Annotated in this window: 24 protein-coding genes; 18 read left to right on the forward strand and 6 right to left on the reverse strand. The window is 37.6% G+C overall.

Features of this window, described 5'->3' with window-relative positions; all coding sequences use genetic code 11:
- The first annotated feature begins 23 nt into the window (after positions 1–23).
- Positions 24–869 (forward strand): aminotransferase class IV, encoded by an 846-nt coding sequence (locus JM84_RS06810; protein ID WP_144783345.1) that lies wholly within the window; start codon positions 24–26, stop codon positions 867–869.
- On the opposite strand, the gene JM84_RS06815 is transcribed toward JM84_RS06810, so the two are convergent.
- On the reverse strand, positions 866–1,426 hold the full coding sequence (locus tag JM84_RS06815) for a YqgE/AlgH family protein (protein WP_144783347.1): 561 nt from the start codon (positions 1,424–1,426) through the stop codon (positions 866–868). The genes JM84_RS06810 and JM84_RS06815 overlap by 4 nt on opposite strands.
- Before the next feature lie 284 nt (positions 1,427–1,710).
- On the opposite strand from JM84_RS06815, the gene JM84_RS06820 reads away from it, so the two are divergent.
- The 6 genes from JM84_RS06820 (at position 1,711) to JM84_RS06845 (ending at position 7,658) form a co-directional block, all read left to right on the forward strand.
- Positions 1,711–2,745, forward strand: coding sequence for an o-succinylbenzoate synthase (locus tag JM84_RS06820; RefSeq protein WP_013749790.1), 1,035 nt, complete (start codon positions 1,711–1,713; stop codon positions 2,743–2,745).
- A 3-nt stretch (positions 2,746–2,748) separates the two neighbouring features.
- Positions 2,749–3,687 carry a CPBP family intramembrane glutamic endopeptidase gene (locus JM84_RS06825; RefSeq protein WP_144783349.1) on the forward strand — a complete coding sequence of 313 codons (939 nt, stop codon included), beginning with the start codon at positions 2,749–2,751 and terminating at the stop codon, positions 3,685–3,687.
- Positions 3,688–3,758: 71 nt separating this feature from the next.
- Positions 3,759–4,853, forward strand: a complete 1,095-nt coding sequence (locus tag JM84_RS06830) for an AMP-binding protein (protein ID WP_144783351.1) — start codon at positions 3,759–3,761, stop codon at positions 4,851–4,853.
- 138 nt (positions 4,854–4,991) lie between these two features.
- A complete protein-coding gene (locus tag JM84_RS06835) occupies positions 4,992–5,693 on the forward strand; it encodes a hypothetical protein (protein WP_144783353.1) in 702 nt (233 codons plus the stop codon).
- Between the two features lie 73 nt (positions 5,694–5,766).
- A complete protein-coding gene (locus JM84_RS06840; RefSeq protein ID WP_013749787.1) occupies positions 5,767–6,255 on the forward strand; it encodes a hypothetical protein in 489 nt (162 codons plus the stop codon).
- Positions 6,256–6,347: 92 nt separating this feature from the next.
- Positions 6,348–7,658 (forward strand): M24 family metallopeptidase, encoded by a 1,311-nt coding sequence (locus JM84_RS06845; protein ID WP_144783355.1) that lies wholly within the window; start codon positions 6,348–6,350, stop codon positions 7,656–7,658.
- A gap of 36 nt (positions 7,659–7,694) precedes the next feature.
- Here the strand turns inward: JM84_RS06845 and xerD are convergent, their stop codons facing one another.
- Positions 7,695–8,597, reverse strand: a complete 903-nt coding sequence (gene xerD, locus JM84_RS06850; RefSeq protein ID WP_144783357.1) for a site-specific tyrosine recombinase XerD — start codon at positions 8,595–8,597, stop codon at positions 7,695–7,697.
- 116 nt (positions 8,598–8,713) lie between these two features.
- Here xerD and JM84_RS06855 point away from each other — a divergent pair, with 116 nt between their 5' ends.
- Entirely contained in the window at positions 8,714–9,322 is a 609-nt protein-coding gene (locus JM84_RS06855) for a porin family protein (protein WP_144783359.1), read from the forward strand.
- Between the two features lie 110 nt (positions 9,323–9,432).
- Positions 9,433–9,855, forward strand: coding sequence for a type II 3-dehydroquinate dehydratase (gene aroQ, locus JM84_RS06860; RefSeq protein WP_013749783.1), 423 nt, complete (start codon positions 9,433–9,435; stop codon positions 9,853–9,855).
- Between the two features lie 29 nt (positions 9,856–9,884).
- Here the strand turns inward: aroQ and JM84_RS06865 are convergent, their stop codons facing one another.
- From JM84_RS06865 to msrB (JM84_RS06880), 4 genes are all read right to left on the reverse strand, one after another.
- Positions 9,885–11,177, reverse strand: coding sequence for an ectonucleotide pyrophosphatase/phosphodiesterase (locus JM84_RS06865; protein ID WP_261375707.1), 1,293 nt, complete (start codon positions 11,175–11,177; stop codon positions 9,885–9,887).
- A gap of 110 nt (positions 11,178–11,287) precedes the next feature.
- Positions 11,288–12,664 (reverse strand): dihydrolipoyl dehydrogenase, encoded by a 1,377-nt coding sequence (gene lpdA, locus JM84_RS06870; protein ID WP_144783361.1) that lies wholly within the window; start codon positions 12,662–12,664, stop codon positions 11,288–11,290.
- A gap of 140 nt (positions 12,665–12,804) precedes the next feature.
- Positions 12,805–13,194: a peptide-methionine (R)-S-oxide reductase MsrB gene (gene msrB / locus JM84_RS06875; protein WP_144783364.1), complete on the reverse strand. Its 390-nt coding sequence runs from the start codon at positions 13,192–13,194 to the stop codon at positions 12,805–12,807.
- 1 nt (position 13,195) lies between these two features.
- Complete coding sequence (gene msrB / locus JM84_RS06880) at positions 13,196–13,675, reverse strand: peptide-methionine (R)-S-oxide reductase MsrB (protein WP_144783366.1); 480 nt, start codon at positions 13,673–13,675, stop codon at positions 13,196–13,198.
- 297 nt (positions 13,676–13,972) lie between these two features.
- Between msrB (JM84_RS06880) and JM84_RS06885 the strand changes: the two genes are divergently transcribed.
- From JM84_RS06885 to JM84_RS06925, 9 genes are all read left to right on the forward strand, one after another.
- Positions 13,973–15,400: a glycogen synthase gene (locus JM84_RS06885; RefSeq protein ID WP_144783368.1), complete on the forward strand. Its 1,428-nt coding sequence runs from the start codon at positions 13,973–13,975 to the stop codon at positions 15,398–15,400.
- Between the two features lie 25 nt (positions 15,401–15,425).
- On the forward strand, positions 15,426–16,697 hold the full coding sequence (locus tag JM84_RS06890) for a glucose-1-phosphate adenylyltransferase (protein WP_041295587.1): 1,272 nt from the start codon (positions 15,426–15,428) through the stop codon (positions 16,695–16,697).
- Complete coding sequence (gene glgB / locus JM84_RS06895) at positions 16,697–18,610, forward strand: 1,4-alpha-glucan branching protein GlgB (RefSeq protein WP_144783370.1); 1,914 nt, start codon at positions 16,697–16,699, stop codon at positions 18,608–18,610. The genes JM84_RS06890 and glgB overlap by 1 nt, the downstream gene beginning before the upstream one ends.
- Before the next feature lie 309 nt (positions 18,611–18,919).
- Positions 18,920–21,322, forward strand: a complete 2,403-nt coding sequence (locus tag JM84_RS06900) for a glycoside hydrolase family 31 protein (RefSeq protein WP_013749774.1) — start codon at positions 18,920–18,922, stop codon at positions 21,320–21,322.
- 39 nt (positions 21,323–21,361) lie between these two features.
- Positions 21,362–22,183, forward strand: coding sequence for a M48 family metallopeptidase (locus tag JM84_RS06905; protein ID WP_013749773.1), 822 nt, complete (start codon positions 21,362–21,364; stop codon positions 22,181–22,183).
- Positions 22,184–22,247: 64 nt separating this feature from the next.
- Entirely contained in the window at positions 22,248–23,564 is a 1,317-nt protein-coding gene (locus tag JM84_RS06910) for an MFS transporter (protein ID WP_013749772.1), read from the forward strand.
- 113 nt (positions 23,565–23,677) lie between these two features.
- Positions 23,678–24,112 carry a large-conductance mechanosensitive channel protein MscL gene (gene mscL / locus JM84_RS06915; protein WP_013749771.1) on the forward strand — a complete coding sequence of 145 codons (435 nt, stop codon included), beginning with the start codon at positions 23,678–23,680 and terminating at the stop codon, positions 24,110–24,112.
- A 66-nt stretch (positions 24,113–24,178) separates the two neighbouring features.
- Positions 24,179–25,237, forward strand: coding sequence for a hypothetical protein (locus JM84_RS06920; protein WP_013749770.1), 1,059 nt, complete (start codon positions 24,179–24,181; stop codon positions 25,235–25,237).
- A gap of 97 nt (positions 25,238–25,334) precedes the next feature.
- Positions 25,335–26,171, forward strand: coding sequence for a GIN domain-containing protein (locus JM84_RS06925; protein ID WP_186439103.1), 837 nt, complete (start codon positions 25,335–25,337; stop codon positions 26,169–26,171).
- The last annotated feature ends 74 nt before the right edge of the window (positions 26,172–26,245 follow it).

Below are 26,245 nucleotides of genomic sequence, written 5' to 3' on the forward strand. Positions count from 1 at the left end.
CCTCCCTAAAAGGCGGTTTTTTTATGATCAATCACAACGGAACTTTATCCTCACCAGAGGATGCGCAACTTAATCCATTTAATAGAGGGCTACTTTATGGCGATGGACTTTTTGAAACAATTAAAGCAGTAAACGGTAAACTCCTTTTCTGGGAAGACCACTACTTTAGACTTATGGCTTCTATGCGCATTCTTCGCATGGAAATCCCAATGGAGTTCACGCCAGAGTTTCTTGAAGAAGAACTCTTGAAGACTTTGACAGCTTCTGGTCTAATTGATCAAACAGCTCGCATACGTATTACAGTGTATAGATCTGGTGGCGGCACGTATCTTCCAGAAGAGCGCGGTGTGGGTTATTACGCTTTCGCGAAAGCGCACCCTAATCCTTTTTATCTCCTAAACGAAGAACCTTACGAGGTGGAGTTGTATAAAGACCATTATATAAATGCAGATTTAATATCTACGCTTAAAACAACTAATAAGATTGTGTACGTTACAGGAAGTATCTATGCTCAAGAAAATGGATATGATAATTGTCTACTAGTAAATAATGAGAAAAATATAGCCGAAGCATTGCAAGGGAATTTATTTCTAGTAAAAGGAAACCACATTAAGACACCACCACTTACTGATGGTTGCTTACGCGGTGTGATAAGGAAACAACTTATTAATATTATAGGACTAATGGATGAGTACACTTTTGAAGAGGCATCTATATCACCATTTGAATTGCAAAAAGCAGATGAGCTTTTTATTACAAACACCATTATGGGAATACAGCCTATAACAAAGTATAGAAAAAAGGAGTTTAAAATTGATGCTGCTTCAGCTTTGTTAAAAAAACTTAATGTAAAAGTAAGATTAGGTTAGTTATATTGAGGGTTTTCTGGAGCATTAGACCATAAGGCATAATCACCGCCTATTTCTATAATTTTATCTCTCCACAGTGCTGTGTGGTTATCTTTGAGTAGTGCATCTTGTTGGTCATTTTCAAGAATGACCCAGCTGTTTTGCACGATCTCTTGGTTAAGCTGGTTGCTTTCCCATCCACTATATCCTAGAAAAAATTTAATTTTTTCACAGCAGATTTCTTCGTTCATAATTAGTTCTAGGGCTCTCTCAAAATTCCCTCCCCAATAAATACCTGAGGCTATTTCAAGGCTATCTTCTATAAGATCAGGAACGGTGTGTATAAAATATAGATTCTCTTGCTCTACAGGTCCTCCATTGTAAATAGGCATCTCACAATCCTCTATGCCTTCTATTAAGTCTGATAGTTTGACATCCAGCGGTTTATTGAGAATAAACCCTACAGAACCTTTATCATTATGATCTGCAAGAAGAATTACAGACCTTGTAAATGATGTATCACCTAGTATAGATGGTTCGGCAACTAATAAATGTCCCTTTGTAGGATATGCAATCATAATAGTGACGTTTATATAGATAAATCTAGCTATTTTTTAGATTACAAAAAATTTATTTCTAATATATTTAACTAGTAAAAATTTTATGTAACTATTTGTAATTTAATTAATTATAAATTAAAACGCTTTTTTAGTATTTAAAAAACATAGATATAAGGTAATAAATAGGGGATGAACCGCTTACTTCTTGAAGAAAATATATGTAATAAATCATATTGAGAATTCATTTCTGTAGATGTTTTATGCACATGATTAAGTACTTTTACTAGACCAATAAAATCGTATTGAAAGCACATTATAAAAAGCACATATTAGAGTTCAAGAGCCCCAGCGGTACTTCACGAGGTGTCTTACGTACAAAAGAGACGTGGTATATTATCATTGATGATAATGGGAAGATGGGTGTAGGAGAATGTGGAATCCTTAGAGGCCTTAGTTATGATGATGTGCCAGATTATGAGCAGAAGCTGGAATGGGCATGTAGTAATATAACTAAAGGACCTCAAGCTCTTTGGGAACAACTAATAGCCTATCCAAGTATACAAGCGGGTATTGAGATGGCGTTTTTATCACTTAAATCTAATCATCCCTATGTTTTATTTCCATCTACCTTTACAGAAGGAACCTCTGCTATAGAAATCAATGGCTTGATATGGATGGGAGATGAAGATTTTATGAGAGCGCAGGTAGCAGAAAAGCTTGAGCAAGGTTTTGATTGTATAAAAATGAAGATAGGAGCCATTGACTTTAAAGACGAAATGGCGATTCTATCCTCTATAAGAAAGAGTTACAATAATGAGCAGCTTACCTTGCGGGTAGATGCAAATGGTGGTTTTGCTTTCGCGAAAGCAAAAGAAGTCCTATTCCAACTAGCCGAGCTAGATATTCACTCTATAGAACAACCCATTGCTACAAAACAGTGGGAGGCAATGGCATCATTATGTGCGAGTACACCTACACCAATAGCGCTAGATGAAGAACTTATAGGAGTGACAGATCTCCCTTCAAAACGCAAGCTGCTTGAAACTATAAAACCACAATATATTATTTTAAAGCCTAGCTTTATTGGAGGTTTTAAAGGAAGTCAAGAGTGGATTGACGTAGCAGATTCATTAGGGATTGCATGGTGGATAACCTCTGCATTAGAAAGTAATATTGGTCTTAATGCTATCGCACAATGGACCCATGAATTAGGAGCAAAAGGGCCTCAAGGACTAGGTACGGGGAGCCTTTTTACAAATAATATATCTTCACCACTAGAAGTAGTGAATGGAACTTTAAGAACGGATAATAATAAGCACTGGAATTTTAAATTATAACATATGTATATTGAGCAGGCGTATAAGAGTTTATATGAGGGTTGGAGGTATATAATAGGTTTCTTGATTATATTTATTTTAGGCTGGCAAATTTTAGGAGCAATTCCATTAATGGTAGGCTCGTGGATGAGAGCTGGTGATATAAATACTTTTCTAGAAGCAGGAGAAGAGAATTTTTTTCCGCTTTTTGAAGGGGAAAGTAATTTTTACTTAGTACTTGCACTTTGCACCTTTTTAGGGGGTTTACTTGGACTCGTTGTTGTTGTTAAGTATCTACATAAGCAGCGATTTACAAAGCTAGTAACCGCTAGAAAAAAAATAGATTGGTCTCGTTTTTTCTTTGCTTTTGCTATTTGGGGTGCGTTTTCTATAGTATCCACACTTGTAGCATACTATTTTGCTCCAGAAGATCTTGTGTGGAATTTTAATCTTATGCCTTTTCTAGGGCTTCTAGCCATCACATTAATACTACTACCCTTACAAACTTCTTTTGAGGAATTTCTTTTTAGAGGATATTTAATGCAGGGGATAGGAGTTGCTGCTGGTAATAAGCTCGTGCCTCTTATTATTACTTCACTTATTTTTGGACTCATGCACGCGCTTAATCCTGAAATAGAAAAGCTTGGATACAGCATACTATCGGTCTACATAGGTTTAGGTTTCTTTCTCGGGATTATAACGCTTATGGATGATGGAATGGAGCTTGCTCTAGGCTTTCATGCGGCAAATAATATGTTTATTGCACTGCTCGTAACTTCAGATTGGAGTGCATTACAAACTAATTCTATCTTTCGTGATGTGGCAGAGCCTTCGGCTATAGGGCAGATTGTTCCTATATTTATTATACTACCTATTCTCATGTATATTTTTGCTAGAAAATATAAATGGTCTAACTGGAAACAGAAACTCACAGGAAGTGTAAAGCCTCTTGCTGGCGCTTAAATAGTTGAGCAGACTTACATTTTACATTTGCTTAATATTAATCTTACAAGGAACCCGTATATTTAAATGATATGACGGAGCTTGCTGAAAAATACACGCGCTTACACCCTAAATTTAAACTTAATGGTGCTTCATTTACCATTGCTTCATTAAAGGAGCAAGCGCATACCTTTATTAAAGAAGGTGAACCTTATGAGGAATCTGTAGGTGAGTTTATTATAGAGTGGCTAGATGCTAAGAAGTATGTGACGGTACATACATCTGGGTCTACGGGAACACCTAAGCCTATTAAGATAAACAAAGAGCATATGATCAATAGTGCAAAAGCAACTGCAAAGCACTTTGATGTATTTGAAAAAACAACGGCATTGCTTTGTCTTCCTGCACATTACATTGCTGGAAAAATGATGCTTGTAAGAGCAATGACATTAGGATGGCGTATTGATATGGCGCAGCCAAAATCAAACCCGCTGGATGCTGTTTATAGAACGTATGACTTTTGTGCGATGACGCCTTTTCAGCTTGATAATTCCTTATCGCGATTACACTTACTTTCAAAGCTTATTGTAGGAGGAGGAGCGATATCACCAGCACTGTCATTAAGATTACAAGGACTTAAAACCAAGGTTTATGAAACCTATGGAATGACAGAAACTGTAACTCACATTGCAGCAAGAAGAGTCAATCCAAAAAAAAATAAAGAAGGAATCATCCCTTTTAAAGTACTTGACAAAGTTACAGTCGAAATCGATAATAGGGATTGTCTTGTAATAAAAGCTCCTAAGGTGAGCACGGATCCCGTGATTACAAATGATCTTGTAGAGCTCATAACGTATAAGAAGTTCATCTGGCTAGGTCGCATTGATAATGTAATTAATAGCGGTGGAGTAAAATTGTTTCCAGAACAGATAGAGGCAAAGTTGGCGCCATTTATCCATGTTCCATATTTTGTAGCCGGAGTTCCACATGAACTGCTTGGCGAGCGATTAACGTTATTTGTAGAGCAAGAAGAACCTCTTTTTATAAAGGAGCATATTACAGATATATCGGCTTTTGGGTCTTTTGAACTACCTAAACTTGCGGTTTCATTAACCTCCTTTCAGCGTACGGCTACAGGTAAAATACAGAGAGGGCAAACCTTAAAAGAGTATTTAAACAATTTATAGAGTTGAAGTTACGCTTTCGCGAAAGCGTAATAATCATCTTATATTACTTCACTCATTGGTACTAGGCTTTTGCTCATTCTAACTGGAAATGAGATCATATAGGCTATAGGTTTACAATTCATTTAAAATGTATGACCTATGAAAAGCATCTTCACACTTGCCCTATTATTTATTGCATTCCAACTACCTAGTCAAAATGAAATTGAGACCAAATCTGTAGTAATTAAAGCAGAACATCTCATCACCTATGCTGCCGAAAACTTCCCAAGCGAAGATGCCCAGCAACTCTATATCCTGGTAGAGACGGGAAAAGCAGGAATCTCTCCCGAAGATAAATTTTATATAGAGCAAGGAATAAAGCTACTCATTAAAAGGCTTGATGATAATGATATGATAGCGATAGGAACCTATGGAGCGATAAGTGCAAATATTCTTCCCTTTACAGAAGTAAGCAAAGCGGCAGTATTGCGAGAGTCTGTAGAGAGTTTGTTTAAGGGTGAGTTTATGGCGATGACTTCCTCGGGAATTTCTATAGCGTATGATATGATGGAGGCACATTATTATGAGAAAAAATTGAGTAGTGTGATCATGATACGAGGTGCCGGTATTGATGTTATTGAAGATGCTCAAGAGTTAATGGCCAGCGCCAACGATATTAAAAGTCGAGCTAGTAGCACGTCATTATACCAAGGAATAGGAGTTTCTAGTCGGGATAAAAGAAGACAAGAAAGAGAACAGCGCAAACAATCAAGAGCTACAGATCATAAAAATTTAGGCGGAGCGATTGCTTTAACTGCACTCACTTTATTGCCAGAAATACTTGATGTAATTAAGGATTAAAGATTTGGGCATCATTATTGAATATGAGTATTCACGAAATAATTATGCATATTTGCAAAAATAGATAGATAAGATGATGAGATATTTTTTAGTGGTAGTGATGTTGTTGTGTCTAGTGAGTGTTGAAGCTCAAGGATTTGGAGGTCAAAATGGGACTGACTTTAGTGGTAGAGGCAGGCGCTTAGTTCCTTCCACACCAGGAGTAGCAGCATCTTATAATGAGAAACCAGACCCTAATGTGTTAAGTTTAGAGCGATCAAGCGTATACCAGGAAATGTTTGAACTAGACGTTTTTGGTAAAGAGGTGCTTAGAAGTTATTTAAAAGATTACTATACTGTATTATTGGCAATCCAAGATGATAAGGACATGGTTATTGATGATAAGCGCAAAAAAGCGGAATTAGAAAAAAAGAAATTTGAATCTCAATTAAGAGATATTCTCACCGAGGAACAAGTGGTGAAGATCATAGCAGAGGAAGAGTCTGGACGAACTGATAAGAAAGTAGAAAAAGAAAAGAAAAAGGAACGCAAGAAAAAGCGTAGAAATAAAGGTGACAGGTAAAATAGTCTTACATCAATTTATAATTAAGAAAAGAGTGTTCAGATGAATACTCTTTTTTGTTTTTAGTATTTTTAAGGACTAGCAACTTAACTATGAAAACATTACTATTACTTTTACTACTTCCGTTTGCATGCATTAATGGTCAAATCTTAACAGAACGCGATAGAGCGGACGTAATTGATGAGGTCTTAGCAGATAGATTTGATAATTTACTACCTACATTAATGGACCGCACAGATATTGATATGTGGGTTGTGATTTCTAGAGAATATAATGAAGATCCTGTTATAAAAACAATGCTTCCTTCTACGTGGCTTAATGCGAGAAGGAGAACTATTTTAGTTTTCTACAGAAATAAAGAAAAGAATACTATTGAAAAGCTAGCAGTAGCTAGATATAACGTAGGGAAGAATATCATCTCTGCTTGGGATAAAGAAAAAGAACCAGATCAATGGGCACGTCTTCTAGAGATTATAGAAGAGCGCAACCCTTCAAAAATTGGACTTAATTATTCTGATGATTTTGGACTTGCAGACGGAATTGTAAAGACAGATTATGAGGCTTTTATATCAAAACTATCACCTACTCAGCAATCAAAAGTAGTCTCTGCACAGAATCTTGCAGTGGGATGGTTAGAAACACGCACGGCGCTTGAAATGAAATATTTTGAACAGCTAGTAGATGTGACGCATGATATTATTAAGGATGCCTTCAGCTATAAAGTGATTGTTCCAGGAGTTACAACTACAGATGATGTGGTGTGGTATTTACGCCAGCGAGTTACAGATATGGGATTAGAAACATGGTTTCACCCTACGGTTGATATTCAACGATCTGAAGAAAAGCTAGAGAGTCATATTGTTTCATTTTCTAATAGACCAGAAGGAAAAGTAATCCAGAAGGGTGACTTGTTGCACTGTGATTTTGGAATTACTTACCTACGTCTTAATACAGATTGCCAGCAGCACGCATATGTTTTAAAGGATGACGAGAAGGAACTGCCAGCGTTCTTGAGTAAAGCATTTGCAGACGGTAACCGCGTGCAAGATGTACTTGCTTCAAATTTTAAGACAGGTAGAACTGGAAATGAGATTCTATTAAAATCATTAAAGGAGACTAGAGCAGAAGGTCTTGTGCCTTCTATCTATACGCATCCACTTGGACTATACGGTCATGCCGCTGGGCCAACGATTGGAATGTGGGACTCTCAAGGTGGTGTGCCAGGTACAGGAGACTACAAGCTTTATGAGAACACAGCATACGCTATTGAACTCAATACTACAGTAACCATTCCCGAGTGGAATAAAGACATTAGAATTATGCTTGAGGAAGCAGGATTTTGGGGTGAAGATGGCTTTAGATATGTTTCAGGAAGGCAAGAAGAAATACTTATTGTTAAGTAATATAAGTACGCTTTCGCGAAAAATTGAAAGAAAACCCTAAGAGTCCTTTCTAGGGTGATATTGCTCCATCACACGAGCGAGGTCACTGCGATCTACATGCATATAGATTTCGGTAGTTGTAATGCTCTCGTGACCTAGCATTTGCTGAATACTTCTCAAATCGGCGCCATTTTGTAAAAGGTGGGTAGCAAAGCTGTGACGAAACGTATGCGGACTAATATTTTTCTTAATTCCAGCTTTTATTGCGAGATCTTTTATGATTGTAAAAATCATGGCACGTGTGAGCTGGCGACCTCTTCTATTTAAAAATAAAATATCTACATACTCTGGTTTGACGTCTATATGTGTTCGTATTTCATTACGGTATATGTCGATGTACTTTTGAGTATGCTCGCTTATAGGGACAAAGCGCTGTTTGTCTCCCTTACCTATCACATTTATAAAACCTTCTTCAAAATATAAATCTGATAGCTTCAGGCTTATTAACTCTGTTACTCGAAGGCCACAAGAATACAACGTCTCTAGCATAGCACGATTGCGTTCTCCCTGAGGAGTGGAGAGGTTAATTGCCGTGATAAGAGCGTCTATTTCTTCTTCGGCGAGTGTGTCTGGTAGTTTTCTTCCTAGGCGAGGAGATTCAATAAGGTCTAGAGGATTGTCTTTTCTATAATCTTCAAATATCAGGTAATTAAAAAAACCTTTTAGCCCAGAGATGATACGAGCTTGTGATCTCGCTTGTACTTCTTTGGCTATGGTGTATATAAAGTCTTGAATGTCATCTTTAGCTATAGTAATAGGGTCTGGTGGGCTATCTAATTGCTCCAGATGACGCGTTAGTTTTTTTAAGTCTCGAGCATAGTTGTCTATAGTGTTCTCAGAGAGACCACGTTCTATACGTAAGTAACTTTTGTAGTTTGATATGCCTGTTTCCCATTTCACGAAAGTGAAAATACAATTATTAAAGGATTCTCAATTAACAAGAGTTTAGAAAGTGCTTAACACGCATTTAACACGATGATGGATAGCTTTGAATATCATTTAAAACAAACACAAACATGAAAAAAATAGTAGTAGTAGCAATCGCAGCCTTATTTGGAACTGTAGCAGTTCAAGCACAAGATGAGGTGTCTTTTGGAGCAAAAGGAGGAGTTAACTTTGCAACCGTAGGAGGAGACGATTTTGAAGATCCAGATGCAAGAACAAGCTTCCATTTTGGAGGGTTTGTAGAAGTGCCTATCACAGAGAAATTCTCAATACAACCAGAGGTTTATTATTCGGGTCAGGGGTACGATATCCAGAGTGTTGATAACGGAGATGATATTGAGTTTCAGCTAGATTACATTAATGTGCCAGTACTTGCAAAGTATTACTTTGTAGATGGGTTTTATGGAGAAGTGGGACCACAAATAGGATTTAATGTAAATAGTGAGATTGATTCTAATCCTGATGGTGATTCTGGAGATATCAATTTTAATAACGATGCTATAAACACGGTAGACTTTGCTGTTGTAGGTGGTTTAGGATATAAACTTAACAATGGTTTATTTTTTAACGCACGTTATAATCTAGGACTTTCTGACGTTTTTAGTAGTGAAGACTTAGGAGGTTTCGACCTTGATGCTCGTAATAGAGTATTTATGTTAGGAGCTGGATTTGCATTTTAAATCATAAGTAAAAAGAATTATCAAAAGCGCCTCAGTAGAGGCGCTTTTTTTACGCCCTGTAAATCTGTATTTTTATGCACTCGCGAAAGCGCACTCAACAACTATAATCTATGAAATTACTTATAATAAATGGCCCTAATTTGAATATGTTAGGTAAGCGTGAACCAGAAATTTATGGAACCGAAACTTTCGAGGATTACTTCACTCAACTTCAGTTTGCATATAAGGACACTGAGCTTAGCTATTTTCAAAGTAATATAGAAGGAGAGCTCATTTCAAAATTACACGAAGCAAATGACACATTTGACGGAGTGATTTTAAACGGAGCAGCTTATTCCCATACCTCTATAGGATTAGGAGACGCTGTAGCAGCTATAAGTACTCCAGTTATAGAAGTGCATATTTCAAATACATTTGCGAGAGAAGAGTTTAGACATCATTCATACCTTTCTAAATATGTTAAGGGTGTAATAGTAGGCTTTGGTCTTAATAGTTATAATCTTGCTATTGAGAATTTCTTGATGAAGGATTGAAAGAGATTTTAATCCTCTTCATTCACGGGTTATTCTTGTAGCATACCTTTTAAGTAAGATAATTTACCATCTACATTAGTCGGCACAAGAAGCCCTAGAATTTCACATATCATAGGGTAAACGTGAATGTTTTTTACAGAAGGTAAACTACTTCCCACATTAAAAGCAGGGCCTTTTGCATAAAGAATGCCGTGCATATCTTTTAAAGCAGGAGTATACCCATGTACACCAAATACTTCCTGATTTCCAGCCTTTCTTCTTTCGATACTCTTATTTGAGCTAAAGTAATATCCATCATCAGGGATTACTTGTATGGGTCCCCAGTTCTTATTTTTTGCGACATTTTCAAAATGTGGTGTGTCTTTGGTTTTATAAACCGTGAATTTACTTTCTAGTTTCTTTAATTGGTTGAAAATGTTATCAGTTTCCTCATTATTATGAGGGTGTATATTGAGAATGACACCATTATCGATCAGGTTGTAAAGAGCATCATTTACTAATGTATCTGTGGTAATAAGTTTTTCAATAGGTTGCTCTGCCATACCATGGTCTGATACAATGACAATATTTACTGGTAAACCTATGCTGTCAACGCGGTCAAATAAATCTCCTAGCGTGCTATCTAACTTTAATAGCGCTTCTTTAATTTTCACTTTATTGTTAGGGCCGTAACGATGTCCAGTATCATCCATATCAGAAAAATATAGAGTAATGAGATGTGGTCTTGTCTCTTCGGTCATTTCTAGCCATTTTATAGCTTGATCTACGCGTTCTTGATTGGTTACTTTTCCATCGTAATTATAATAGTAAGTAGGGTGTACACCTCGAATATCTGCTTCTGTGCCCACAAAAAAGTAACTAGCTGTTACCATCCCTGTACTATTTGCGTTAACCCATAAAGGAGTGCCTTTGTAGAAGGATCCGTCTGTTACAGTCTCACGATTACCTATACTGTATGTTTTTTTCTTGTTATAATCGTAATATGAGTTTGCAAGCAGACCATGATTATCAGGATACATTCCTGTTGCAATCGTGTAGTGGTTAGGGAATGTTTTTGTGGGGAAAGATGGTATTAATGAAGCAGCTTGAGATCCTTCGTTAATAAATGAACTTAGATGAGGGGGATTGTAGGTATCTACATAATCATGTCTAAAACCATCGAGAGATATTAATATAACATATGGTTTCTCTATAGACTCTGCAGTGTTTACTGTGGTAAGTGGTGCGAAACGATTCGTATTTGAAGCAGGCCCGCACGACACTAATATGAAGGAAATTACAAAGAGATATAATAATTTAAAGAGATTAAGATGTTTCATCATACAGCTGTTAATTACCAATAGTAAAGCTAACTATTTTGAGAGGTTATAAAATAGAAAATCCTGCCAAAGGCAGGATTTTCTAAAAACTTTATATGTATAAAGTGTAGCTCTTATAAGTGAATTACTTCTCCATAAGCATCTGCCACTGCTTCCATTACAGCCTCACTCATTGTAGGGTGTGGGTGGATGGTTTTTAATACTTCATGACCTGTAGTTTCTAGTTTACGTCCTAGAACTGCTTCTGCAATCATATCTGTAACTCCTGCACCTATCATGTGACAACCTAGCCACTCACCGTATTTTGCATCAAAGATTACTTTTACAAAACCATCTTTTGCTCCAGAAGCACTTGCTTTACCAGATGCAGAAAAAGGGAATTTACCCACTTTTAATTCATATCCAGCCTCTTTTGCTTGCTTTTCTGTCATTCCTACAGATGCGATCTCTGGAGTTGCATAGGTACATCCAGGAATGTTGCCGTAGTCTATTTTTTCTACGTTCATACCCGCAATTTTCTCTACACAAGTAATTCCTTCTGCAGATGCTACGTGAGCAAGAGCAGGACCAGGAGTTACATCTCCTATTGCATAATAACCAGGCATGTTAGTTTGATAAAAATCGTTAACGATAATTTTGTCTTTATCTGTTACGATACCTACATCCTCAAGGCCTATGTTTTCAATATTAGTTTTGATTCCTACTGCACTTAGTACGATATCTGCCTCAAGGATTTCCTCTCCTTTTTTAGTCTTTACCGTAGCTTTTACACCAGTTTTTGTTTTTTCTACCTTTTCTACAGAAGAGTTTGTCATCACTTTAATTCCAGCCTTCTTCATAGAACGCTCAAATTGCTTTGATACATCTTCATCCTCTACAGGAACAACGTTTGGTAAGTACTCTACAATAGTTACATCTGTACCCATTGTGTTATAAAAACTAGCAAACTCAACACCTATTGCTCCAGACCCTACTACAATCATAGATTTAGGTTGCTTCTCAAGTGTCATCGCTTTACGGTATCCTATTACTGTCTCACCGTCTTGCTTAAGATTAGGTAGCTCACGTGAGCGAGCACCCGTTGCAATAATAATATGGTTTGCGCTATATTCTTTACCGTTTACATCTACCTTTTTACCAGGCTTGATTTTTCCGTAACCGTTTATAACGTCTATTTTATTTTTCTTCATTAAGAATTGAACACCTTTGCTCATACCCTCAGCAACACCACGGCTACGTTTAACAACTGCAGTAAAGTCTTTTTCTACTCCTGTTGCTTTAAGACCGTAGTCTTCTGCGTGATTTAAGTATTCAAATACTTGAGCACTTTTAAGAAGGGCTTTTGTAGGGATACAACCCCAGTTTAAACAAACGCCTCCTAGGCTTTCTTTTTCAATAACCGCTGTTTTTAAGCCTAACTGGCTTGCGCGTATTGCTGTTACATATCCGCCTGGACCACTTCCTAAAACGATTACATCATATTTGCTCATATCTAGATTTTTTTAAGTCTAATTATTGTAGTTCAAAAATACGGATTATCCCGTCATATATAAAACAGAAAAACCGAAGTGTTGGCCTCGGTTTTTAATGTTGTTTTTACGCTTTCGCGAAAGCGTTATTTTCAAATATCTTATTTTTCAAAGTCTATACTGAGTGAATTTACACAGTAACGTTGTCCGCTTGCAGTAGGGCCGTCATCAAAAACATGTCCTAAGTGTGAACCACAATTAGAACAAAGAATTTCTGTTCTTATCATCCCTAGCGTTTTGTCACGTACATACTCCACAGTTCCCGGTATGGACTCGTCAAAACTAGGCCACCCACAACCACTGTCAAATTTTGACGCGCTTTCAAAAAGCTTTTGATCACAAGCGCCGCAATGGTAAGCGCCTTCTTCATTGTGTAGATTATAAGTTCCAGTAAATGGGCGTTCTGTTCCTTTTTCTCTCAAAATGCGATAACGTTCTGGGCCCAGCTCCTCGAGCCACTCAGCCTCCGTTTTTTCTATTGGGTAGCTCATATTATTTTGATTCTGGCACAAATACGAGTGCGTCTCCATTAATACAATGTCTCTTTCCAGTAGTTTCTTTAGGCCCATCGTTAAAAACGTGCCCTAGATGTCCACCACAAGTAGCACAATGCTCTTCGATTCTTGTATAACCAAGTTTACGATCAGTACTATAGGCTATATTACCTTCTATACCTTTATCAAAACTAGGCCATCCAGTACCACTGTCAAATTTATCTTTTGTTTTAAAAAGCGGCGTATCACAAGCAGCACAGTGAAAAGTTCCTGCTTCTTTTACATTATTGAGCGGGCTAGAATTAGGTCGCTCTGTACCTTCTAAACGCAACACATAATATTGTTCTTCTGTGAGTTGAGCTTTCCACTCGGCATCTGTTTTTGTAATCTCAAAACTTTCTTTTTTGCTCTCTTGAGCAGACCCTTTGCAACTAGCAAAAATGCTCAATAAAGCAACTACTCCTATTATTCTTCTCATAACTATTTCCTTTTAAGTAAAGTTAATTCATTACTGTAGACTTGGTCGTTAAAGCATTGTGAAAATGACATATCATACGCAATTATAAGTTTGCATTTATTGGGATAAAATAGACTTCTGTTCATCATGTATTGTTTTGGTATTATTAAAAAATTATGATATCACTTGATTTTTTATCTTATAAATGTGAATAAATCATGCTTAGTTATTTATGATTTAACCTATATTTAATAGCTCATAAAGAGTCGTAATCTTAATAACCGTTACATTTAAGATATTATCTAATTACCTGAAACTATGAATATTCTTCATGTAAGTGCCGAGTGTTATCCTGTCGCAAAAGTGGGCGGGCTAGCAGATGTGGTAGGTGCTCTTCCTAAATATCAAAATCGCATAGGTCATACAGCGGCAGTTATTATGCCATATTATAAGACTAGCTGGGTGGAGCGTGCAACTGGTTCTATCGTGTTTTTTTATAACCTAGTAATAGAGGGTAAAACTTATTTTAGCGAAGTTATAGATGTAGATAGTGAGCTGGGTTTTCCATTGTTTGTAGTAAGAATTACAGAGCTCACAGATAGGAAAAACGTGTATGGATATGATGATGATCCTTTGCGCTTTGTCGCTTTTCAGCGAGTAGTGATGCAATGGGTGCTCAGTTTAAAGAGAAAATTAGATATTATACATTGCCATGACCATCATACTGGATTTATACCCTTTATGATGCAGCATTGCCCAGAATTCGATAGCCTTATGAAAGTGCCTACGTTGCTTTCTATTCACAATGCACAGTATCAAGGTAATTTTTCTCATGATATGGTAGGGATGTTACCACGCTTTCGCGAAAGCGATCTAGGACTACTAGATTGGTATGGAGAGATAAACCCACTTGCTGCTGCTATAAAATGCGCATGGCGCGTGAATACCGTTTCTCCATCATATATGGTGGAATTACAAGAAAAAGCAAATGGATTAGAAGGTTTACTTCGAGATGAGAAATCAAAGTGCGTAGGGATTCTAAACGGTATTGATGCCGAAACATGGAATCCTGCCACCGACGATTATCTTATTAAAAATTATACAATAAGGACAAGAGCTAAAGGCCGTGAGGCTAATAAAAAGGCTATTTGTGATGAGTTTGGACTAGACGCCTCAAAACCACTCTTTGGGTTTATAGGTAGACTTGTTTGGGAGAAAGGAGCAGATTTACTACCAGAGATTATCGATACTGCTTTGAAACAGCATGATGTCAATATCATTTTATTAGGAAGCGGCTCGCCAGAAGTGGAGCGCCAACTAGAAGAACTTAAAACCACCTATAAAGGAAGATATAATGCTCATATAGGCTACGAAGAAAGAATGTCACACCAAGTATATGCTGGAGCAGATTTTCTTTTAATGCCTAGTAGAGTGGAGCCTTGTGGTTTAAATCAATTGTATAGCTTACGATATGGTTGTATGCCTATTGTACGCCGTACGGGAGGTTTAAGAGATACAGTAGTAGATATAGGTGATGGCGGTCATGGTATTTGTCATGATCAAACTTCTGTATGGGATGTTGTATACAGTATAGAGCGTGCTTCTCTTTTTTATAAGGATAAGAAAGCCTTTAGTGCAAATCAAAAACAAATGATGGAGATAGACCATAGCTGGGAAAATGCAGCCGGTACTTACGCCTCATTATATGAAGAAATGATACCTAAGAAAGTGAATATCAAAAAATAAAATTACCAAACTCTAAAAGCAATAAATAATGAATAAGGAAGTACTAGCGATTATATTAGGAGGAGGTCAAGGCTCAAGATTATACCCACTCACAGCACAGAGATCAAAACCCGCTGTTCCTATTGCAGGTAAATATCGTCTAGTAGATATTCCTATTTCAAATTGTTTGAATTCAAATATTAAAAGGATGTTCGTGTTAACTCAGTTTAATTCGGCTTCACTTAACAAGCATATTAAGCATACCTACCAATTTTCTTATTTTTCTGATGCTTTTGTAGATATTCTTGCTGCAGAGCAAACACCAGAAAACAAAGGTTGGTTTCAAGGCACTGCAGATGCTGTAAGACAGTGTTTGCACCACTTTAAAGGTTATGAGTCTGATTATATTATGATACTCTCTGGGGATCAATTATATCAAATGGATTTCAATGAAATGCTTGATGCTCATAAGGCTTCAGGAGCAGAGATAAGTATTGCATCACTGCCTGTTAATGCAAAAGATGCTACGTCGTTTGGGATTCTTAAAACAAAAGAGGATAATATGATTGACTCTTTTATAGAAAAACCAGCTGCCGAACTTCTTCCAGAATGGGAATCTGAGGTTTCACCAGCAATGAAGAGCGAGGGGAAACATTATCTCGCATCTATGGGGATTTATATTTTTAATAAAGACTTATTGATTAATCTGCTAGAGGGGACGGATACTATGGATTTTGGAAAAGAGATTATTCCGCAATCTATTGAGAATCATAAAGTACTTAGTTATGCCTATGAAGGCTACTGGACAGATATAGGAAATATTGATTCCTTTTTTGAGGCAAACATAGACCTGACGTCAGATATGCCTAAGTTTAATTTATTTAATAAAGGGCAAACTATACTCACAAGACCACGTGTATTGCCACCTACAAAGATTTCAGGAACAACTCTTGAGAAATCTATAGTAGCAGAAGGGAGTATCATACACGGTAGTCGTATTGCAAATTCTGTGATAGGAATACGATCACGTATAGGTAAAGGAACGGTTATAGAAAACTGTTATGTAATGGGTAGCAATCGCTTCTTAGATCTTGAAGAGATTAATGCGGCTCGTGATAAAGGCATCCCACACGTAGGTATAGGAGATCGCTGTTTTATAACCAACTGTATTATTGATAAAAATGCAAAAATAGGAGACGATGTTCGTATTACTGGAGGAAAGCATCTAGACGATGTAGAAACAGATACTTATGTAGTGCGAGATGGCATCGTGGTTGTAAAGAATGGAGCTACTATAGTGTCAGGAACTACTATTTAATGGCAGAAGTAATAGCACATAGCTTATTTACAGCATTTGACATTGACCTTTTTAAGGGAGGAAAACACTATCGTCTTCATGATAAAATGGGTAGTCACCCCATAACTGTAGATGGTGTAGATGGAACTTATTTCTCTGTATGGGCGCCAAGTGCAAAACGAGTATCTGTAATAGGTGATTTCAACTACTGGAATGACCAAGAGCATATTCTCAACGTACGATGGGATGGAAGCGGAATTTGGGAAGGTTTTATCCCGAATGTAACTCATGGTGAAGTATACAAATACAAAATTCACTCCAACCACAATGGTATTGTCACAGAAAAGGCAGACCCTTACGCGAGACGAGCAGAGCACCCACCTCAAACCGCTTCTGTAGTTTATAAAACAAATCACAACTGGAAGGATGCTGCATGGATGAAAAAACGCCATAAGCACAACAGTCTCAATGCGCCGTACTCTGTGTATGAAATGCACCTTGCAAGCTGGAGAAGAAAGCAAAATGAAGGAAATCGTAGCCTTAGCTATACAGAACTAGCCAGCGAACTCGTGGCTTATGTAAAAGAATTAAATTTTACACATGTGGAGTTTATGCCAGTGATGGAGCATCCTTATGATCCTAGCTGGGGATATCAAATCACAGGATATTTTGCGCCTACCTCTCGTTTTGGATATCCTGAGGAGTTAATGACTTTGATAGACGCGCTACATCAAAATGATATTGGCGTGATTTTAGACTGGGTACCTTCACATTTTCCAGAAGATGCGCATGGTCTTGGTAACTTTGATGGAACGGCTTGCTATGAACATCCAGACAGAAAAAAAGGATGGCATCCCGACTGGAAGTCACTCATTTTTAATTACGAACGTAATGAAGTGAGAAGCTTCTTGATTAGTAATGCGCTCTTCTGGTTAGAGCAATATCATGTAGATGGCTTGAGAGTAGATGCGGTTGCTTCTATGCTATATCTCGATTATAGTAGAGAAGAAGGCGAGTGGGAGCCTAATGATCAAGGAGGAAGAGAAAACCTCGCCGTAATATCGTTTCTAAAAGAACTTAATGCAGAGGTGTATGCTAGTTTTCCAGACGTTCAAACCATTGCAGAGGAGTCTACTAATTTTCCAGCAGTGAGTAGGCCAGTATTTTCAGGAGGTCTAGGTTTTGGTCAAAAGTGGATGATGGGATGGATGCATGATACACTTGCTTATTTCAAGAGGGACACTATCTATAGAAATCATCACCACAATGAGATTAGCTTCTCAATGACCTATGGTTTTACAGAGAACTTTATGCTACCATTATCTCATGATGAGGTGGTCTATGGTAAAAAATCTATTATAGGTAGAATGCCTGGAGATGAGTGGCAACGCTTTGCAAATCTCAGGCTTTTGTATACGTATATGTATACGCATCCTGGTAGTAAGTTACTGTTTATGGGAAGCGAATTTGGTCAAGGTACAGAGTGGAATTTTCAAGAGCAGCTAGATTGGTACGTGCTTGAATATGATATTCACAAAGCAGCACTAAGTGCTTTCAAGGATATTAATGGCCTGTATACATTGACACCTGCTTTGTACGAGAAGCAGTTTGAACCAGAAGGTTTCGAATGGATTGCACACGATGATAATACAAATGCCATACTAAGTTACATTAGAAAGGGCAATGATGAGAATAGCGTAGTTGTGTGTGTGTTTAATATGACACCTACACCGCAGCCTCAATATCGCATAGGGTTACCTTTTAAAGGAAGCTTACGCGAAATACATAACAGCGACGCAAGTAAGTATGCTGGAACAGGTGATTATCATAACAAAAAACTCGATGTTACCGAAACCTATTGGAATGGGAAAGACCATTCGGCAGAGGTAAAAATAGGGCCCTTGGCGGGAGTGATTTTTGAGCTGAAAAAGTAGTTGGCATACTACATTTCAATTCGGGAAACTGATAGAATAATTAGGCTTATATAAATGCACACTTGCGGGACTCTATAACCCCGATTGCAATGAAAATCCCACAAGAGCAGACAAAGTCGCGATGAGGAATTGTAATGGAAAGCGGGATTAACATCTAGCAAAAAAGCCATGATTGTGCGTTCCAAACGCTCTAAAGGTGATATGAATACCTTTTCTGAGCTTACGAAAACGTTAGCGTTAATAACTAATTACGAATTAACTTCATTTTTACACGATATAGTGTTTATTTGAAAGGAAATAACAATTACTATGATTGTAAATACAGAATTAGAGCAAAAAGGGAATCAATTTCCTAAAAATGTGGTGGATGTCAAGCAAGAGACAGACATCTTATATTTTACTACTTCAAACGAGGTAATTTTAGAACTTACTGTATTGCGAGATAGTGTGATACGTTTTCGCTTTGCAACAGGTGGCGTTTTTGAGCCAGACTTTTCTTATGCGATAGATGAGGATGCACCTCGTGGCTACAATCATCTAGAACTTACAGATGATGATAAATATTACCATGTCAACACCGCAAAGCTCCATATACGTATTGAGAAAGAGAGTCTACAGACCAGTATTTACGATACAAATGGGAATCTTATTAATGAAGACGAATTAGGTTTTCATTACGAGGAGAGCTTCCAGTATGGAGGTAACATCGTTAAGATGAGTAAAAAAGCACAGCATGCCGAGTCTTATTATGGGCTAGGTGATAAGCCTATGCATTCTAACTTGCGAGGAAAGCGTATGCATAACTGGGCTACAGATCAATATGCATTTGCAAAGGATCAAGATCCAATATATAAAGCAGTTCCTTTTTACATAGGGCTACATCAAAAGAAAGCTTACGGTGTGTTTTTTGACAACACGTTTAAAACGTATTTTGATTTTGCTCATGAGCGTATGGGAGTTACAAGCTTCTGGGCGCAAGGAGGTGAGATGAATTATTACTTTATATATGGTCCAGATATGTCTGAGGTTGTAGCAAGTTATACGAATCTTACAGGTGTTCCTGAGCTTCCGCCATTATGGGCGCTGGGATATCACCAGTGCAAATGGAGTTACTTTCCAGAAAGTAATGTAAAGGAGATTGCAAGTAAATTTCGCGAACTCAAAATTCCTTGTGATGGGATTTATCTAGACATTGATTATATGGATGGCTGGAGATGTTTTACTTGGAATAAAGATCATTTTCCTGACCCTAAAAGAATGGTAAAAGAACTGGCAGATGATGGTTTTAAAACCATTGTTATTATAGATCCAGGGATTAAAATTGATAAGGATTATTGGGTTTATAATGAAGGAGTAGAAAATGACTACTTCTGTAAGCGTGCAGATGGACCGGCTATGAAAGGTAAAGTGTGGCCTGGAGAATGTAATTTTCCAGATTATACAAATCCTAAAGTACGTGACTGGTGGGCAGGATTATTTAAAGAGCTTATACAAGATGTAGGTGTAAAAGGAGTGTGGAATGATATGAATGAGCCTGCAGTAATGGAGGTTCCAGGAAAAACATTTCCTCCAGATGTGCGTCATAATTATGATGGTCATCCTTGTAGTCACTTAAAAGCGCATAACATTTATGGTACTCAAATGGCTCGCGCCACCTATGAAGGTGTGAAGAAATTTGCGTATCCTAAGCGACCGTTTGTAATCACAAGGTCTGCATACTCTGGTGCGCAACGTTACACAAGTTCATGGACGGGTGATAACGTAGCTAGCTGGGAGCACCTTTGGGTAGCAAACATCCAAGTGCAACGTATGTGTATCTCGGGGATGAGTTTTACAGGTACAGATATAGGCGGGTTTGCAGAGCAACCTACTGGAGAGCTTTATGCAAGATGGATACAGCTAGGAGTATTTCACCCTTTCTGCCGTACCCACTCTTCTGGGCATCATGGAGATCAAGAGCCGTGGACTTTTGACGAAGGTGTGACAGATATTGCTCGTAAGTTTATCAACTTGCGTTATAGATTATTGCCTTATTTATATACTATGTTTTATGAGTATATCAAGAAAGGTACGCCATTATTAAAGCCGCTTGTTTATTTTGATCAAGATGATGCACAAACGCATTACCGTACAGATGAGTTTATCTTTGGACATCATATTCTAGTTTGTCCTATATTAGAGCCTAATGCTAAAGGACGTCGCATGTACGTGCCTAGAGGACAATGGTACAACTATTGGACAAAGCAAATTGTGCAAGGAGGTAAAGAGCAATGGGTGGATGCAGATATTGATGAGATGCCATTATTTGTAAAAGAGGGAACCATCCTTCCTAAATATCCATTACAGCAGTATGTAGGCGAACTTACCATTGAGCAGGTAGAGCTTGAAGTGTATTATGGTTTAGGTAAAAATGCTTCCAAATTGTATGAAGATGCTCAAGATGGATATGATTACAAGAAAGATCGTTATAGTTACCGTACTTTTAAAATGGTAGGTCGTGAGAAAGACTGGATTATACAACAACATAAACGCGGTGATTTTATTACTACGTACGATACATTTAGAATTCACTTGATTGGACTTCCTTTTGAAATTAAGGATATAGAATTAGACAATCAGAAAGTAAGTCTAGAAGATGTGCAGTTTGACCCGATAACATGTGCTTTAATCATTAACAAAGATTTCACGGAGCTTCATCTGAGCGGTATTTAACATTTGCGTATTTTTATATTCTGATTTAAAACCATCATTATGAAACTTAAAAATACATTTGTTCTTATCATGACCGTACTTCTGGTATGTGCATGCAAGACGAGTCCATTTACAGGGAAGAAGACTCTTAACTTTGTAAGTAACGATCAATTATTTCCAATGGCATTCCAACAGTATGACGCATTCCTATCGGAAAATAATGTGATTACTGGAACGGCAGATGCTAATATGGTAAAGCGCGTAGGTGAAAAAATAGCCGTGGCAGCAGAGCGTTACCTAACAGCACTAGGAGAGCCGGGATACTTACAAGATTACCGCTGGGAGTACAATCTAGTTAAAGATGAAGCAGTAAACGCTTGGTGTATGCCAGGAGGAAAGATTGTGGTATATACTGGAATTTTACCTATTACTCAATCAGAAACTGGACTTGCCATGGTAATGGGGCATGAGCTTGCTCACGCACTTGCAGATCACGGAGCACAACGTATGAGTGCTGCACAATTACAACAATATGGTGGCGTTGCCACTGCTATTGCAGTAGGAGGTCAAGATCAAGCAAAGCAACAACAAATTATGCAGCTTTATGGTATAGGTACACAAGTAGGAGGAATGCTTCCTTTCTCGCGTAGCCATGAGACACAAGCAGACGAAATCGGAATCGTAATTGCAGCAATAGCAGGATACAATCCAGACGAAGCTGCAGAGTTATGGAAACGTATGAAAGCTGCAAGTGGAGGTGCAGCTCCAGCACAGATTATGAGTACGCACCCATCTTCAGATAGTCGTATTGCAAATCTTACTGCCAAAGCGCCAATGGCGAGAGCAGAAGCTGCAAAATTTGGAGTGACTTCTTTTAAATAGAACTTTACACGAAATATATAGTAAGAAAAGCTGTGCAATCGCACAGCTTTTCTATTTTAGTACTATGAAAGAACAACTCAAAAAAGGTGACAAGAAATTATTAAATGCATGGGCGTTTTATGATTGGGCAAACTCCACTTACAGTCTTGTCATTGCATCTGCTATTTTTCCATTGTTTTACGGTGCTCTTTTTAGAGGAGCCGGCATAGAAGAGATTGAAGTTTTTGGGATGATGTTACGTCGCAGTCCGCTTATATTTTACACTACTGCTGTGGCCTTTTTAATAGTAGCTCTTATTTCTCCCATTCTATCTGGAGTAGCAGATTATTTAGGTAATAAAAAGTACTTTCTTAAGTTTTTCTGTTACATGGGAGCGCTGGCGACCATAGGACTTTACTGGTTTAGCTTAGACCATATTTATTTGAGTTTGCTACTTTATGCTTTAGGACTGATAGGTTTTTGGGGGAGTTTAGTTTTTTACAATTCATATTTGCCAGATATTGCTTATCCAGAGCAGCATGACGCCATTAGTGCAAAAGGGTATTCTCTAGGCTACATAGGGAGTGTGTTGTTACTTATAGCTTGTTTAGCAATGATACTTGGGTATGAGACATTTGGTTTTGAAGACGAAAGTTTTCCTACACGTTTATCATTTGTGCTTACTGGTGTCTGGTGGATAGGTTTTAGTCAGTATACCTACGCTTATTTACCTCAGGGAAACCAAGCGCAAGGAAAACTTACCAAAGATGTATTCTTTAACGGCTTTAAGGAGCTAAGAGCTATTTGGACTTCTATGCAAGACCAACTACGTCTCAAGAAATATCTTATCGCATTCTTTGTATATAGTATGGCAGTGCAGACGGTAATGCTTGCAGCAGCATATTTTGGAGAGCAAGAACTAGAGTGGGGTAGTGATAGCGAGCGCACAACGGGATTAATTGTGAGTATACTTTTGATACAGCTTGTAGCAGTACTAGGAGCCATACTTACGTCAAAACTTTCGGCACGTGTGGGTAATATAAAAGCTCTGGTGATTATTAATGTTATCTGGATTATTATTTGTGCTTGGGCATACTTTGTATATACACCGTTTCAATTTTACATTACAGCTGGATTTGTAGGTTTAGTAATGGGTGGTATACAATCACTATCACGATCTACGTATGCTAAGTTTTTACCAGAAACAGAGGACACCACTTCATACTTCAGCTTTTATGATGTAGCTGAGAAAATAGGGATCATCATCGGTATGTTTTTATACGGTTTCATTGAGGAGCTTACGGGCAGTATGCGCTACTCGATTGTATTTTTAATTCTATTTTTTGCAGCAGGCGTCGTGTTATTACTTCGAGTGCCTAAAGACAGGACGGTAATTACGTAGGTTACGCTTTCGCGAAAGCGTAAATATTCAAATTCCCAATCTTATAATAAGAGAGGGCTTTTCTAAAGTTTATTAATCAATAATTAAGTTGCTACGGCAAACAAGAGACAGTTATGGCTGGATTTATTCAAGAATTCAAAAATTTTGCGATCAAAGGTAACATGATCGACATGGCAGTAGGTATTATTATAGGTACTGCTTTTAATAATGTGGTAAATACTATTGTAAAAAAAGTCGTAATGCCACCACTATCACTACTCACAGATGGTATTAATCTCGCAGATAGAAAGTATCTTTTACGTGCTGCCGAAGGTGAAGGGAAAGAAATCGCAATAGGTTATGGGGAACTTATTGAAGTTTCAATAGACTTCTTAGTAATTGCAATTACCATTTTTGTTGTCATTAAAGGAATAAATAGATTTAAGGACAAAGCAGAAGATCCAAAAAATACAGAAGAAAAAACCCCAAAAAATATTGAGCTGCTTGCAAATATTGAGCATCTTATGCAAGAGCAGAACAACCTGTTAAAGGCTCGCAAGGACTCATAGTCTAAGAGCAAAACAGTGCAATAAATTGATTATGTTTGTGTTTCAGATTTAGAAATTCCTACTACAATGAAAAAACTACACGTTTTATTTTTATTTATAATGATGGTTGCAGTGACGGTTGTCTCTTGTGATGATGAACCACTCGAAGGCGTCTTTAGCGTAACAGGTGACGGTTCTGACCCTATTGAAGTTGATTCCGATAGTGAAGAATGTCAGATAGCGTTTGAAACTTTAACTGCAGCTCAAGCTGCATTTTCAGTGGCATCTAATGAAGGTTATGCTCAAGCATGCACTACCTACGCTATAGCTCTCGAAGCAACAATACAACTTTGTGGTGATGCATCTGGAACATTTCAAGCTGCTCTTACAAGCCTAGGAGACTGCTCTACGCCAGATCCTTGTTTTCAAGCGGAGATTGCTGCAAATGCAGCCTTGGGAGCTTTAAATAATGCTTCTAGTGATAACGAAGAACAATTATGCCTTGCTTATAGCGCCGCTTTAGAAGCTCAAATAGCAGCTTGTGGTGATGTAAGCGGAAATATACAGGCTACCATTGACGCATTGAATTGTGGTGGTGATTGTGCTGCAGCACAGGTAGCTACATCAGAAGCTAGAGAAATATTTAATGCTGTAGATCCTCTTGATGAAGATGCATATACTACGGCTTGTGCAGACTACTCAATGGCTTTACAAGCGCAAATAGCCGCTTGTGGAGATACAGATGGAAGTCTTACTGCTATTGTACAAAATCTAGGAGATTGCTCTCCACCAGAACAAGATGGGCCAGTACAAGTAACCGTAGGAGAAATATTTACAAATTTTAATACAGCAACGGTAAGCATAAGCGGATCTTTACTGAGCGTGATTGCAACTGATATAGATACAGGAGATACGTTTACTTTTGATATCGTATTACAACAAACAGGAGATAATGTAATGCAAAATACGATTCTAACAGTAGGAGGAGTTGTGCACACAGCATCTATAGAAGCAACGACGCCATTTGTAAATAATATTACTGCAAACGATGGTACTGCAATCGTAGGAACTTTTTCTGGAACATTTACAAATCCAGATAACGAAGAAGTACTAACAGCAGGCGGAGTGATTAATATTGTCTATTAATATCCATAAACGACATATTTTAAAAGAGCATCTGTAACCAGATGCTTTTTTTATGCCAATTATAAAAGGATGGCTCATTTATTGTACATTTAATTCTATGAAAAAACTATATATGAAAAGTATAGCTATTGCTGTGCTTATGTTTGTGACTACGGCAGTAAGTGCTCAAAGAGAGCGAGTAAAAGGGAGTAGAAATGTGAAAGATGTATCGGAGGTATTACGTCCATTTACAGATATAAAAGTAACAGATGGTCTAGAAGTAACACTTATTGCAGATTCTCAACCAAGTTATGAGCTTGAGATGGATGATAACCTTATTGAATTGATAAGTTTTGATGTGCGGGATAGTGTATTGCTAGTTTCTGCGAGGAAGGATATCAGAAGTGCAAAACGTCTTAATATTACGGTGCGTTTTGTTACGCTTAATTCTGTAAGCTTAGATGCAAAGAGTAAGGTGAAAGCACAATCTGTTCTCAAATCAGATTTTTTTAGAGGAAGTTTTCTAGATGATAGTCAGTTTGAAGGAGAGATAAAAGCAAAACAAGCTACCATAACTGCAAATTCAAATTCAAAAATTGAGATGGATTATATGGGAGATGACTTGACTATGAATGTTACGGATAACGCTTTCGCGAAAGCGGATATTAATACAAAAAAATTCACCCTCTCTGCATCTGGACGATCAGAGCTAGAGTTAAAAGGAAATGCTCAAACAGTATCGCTGGATCTAAATGATAATGCTGAGTGCAAGGCGGAAACATTTAATACAGATGTGATTAATATAAACGCTACAGGAAGCTCAACGACCATTGTAACTGCAGACCAAGAGATTATTGTTGATCTTGATGAAAAAGCAGAGCTCCATGTGTATGGCGAACCTAAACTAATGATAGAACGTTTTACAGGAACATCAAAAATCTTAAAAAAGGAATAAGTATTACGAGATGTAAGTCAATAAAAAATGCCCTCAGATGAGGGCATTTTTTATAATTATAAAGAAGAGTTTTA

It is taken from the genome of Dokdonia sp. Hel_I_63 (genome assembly GCF_007827285.1).
Taxonomy (GTDB): domain Bacteria; phylum Bacteroidota; class Bacteroidia; order Flavobacteriales; family Flavobacteriaceae; genus Dokdonia.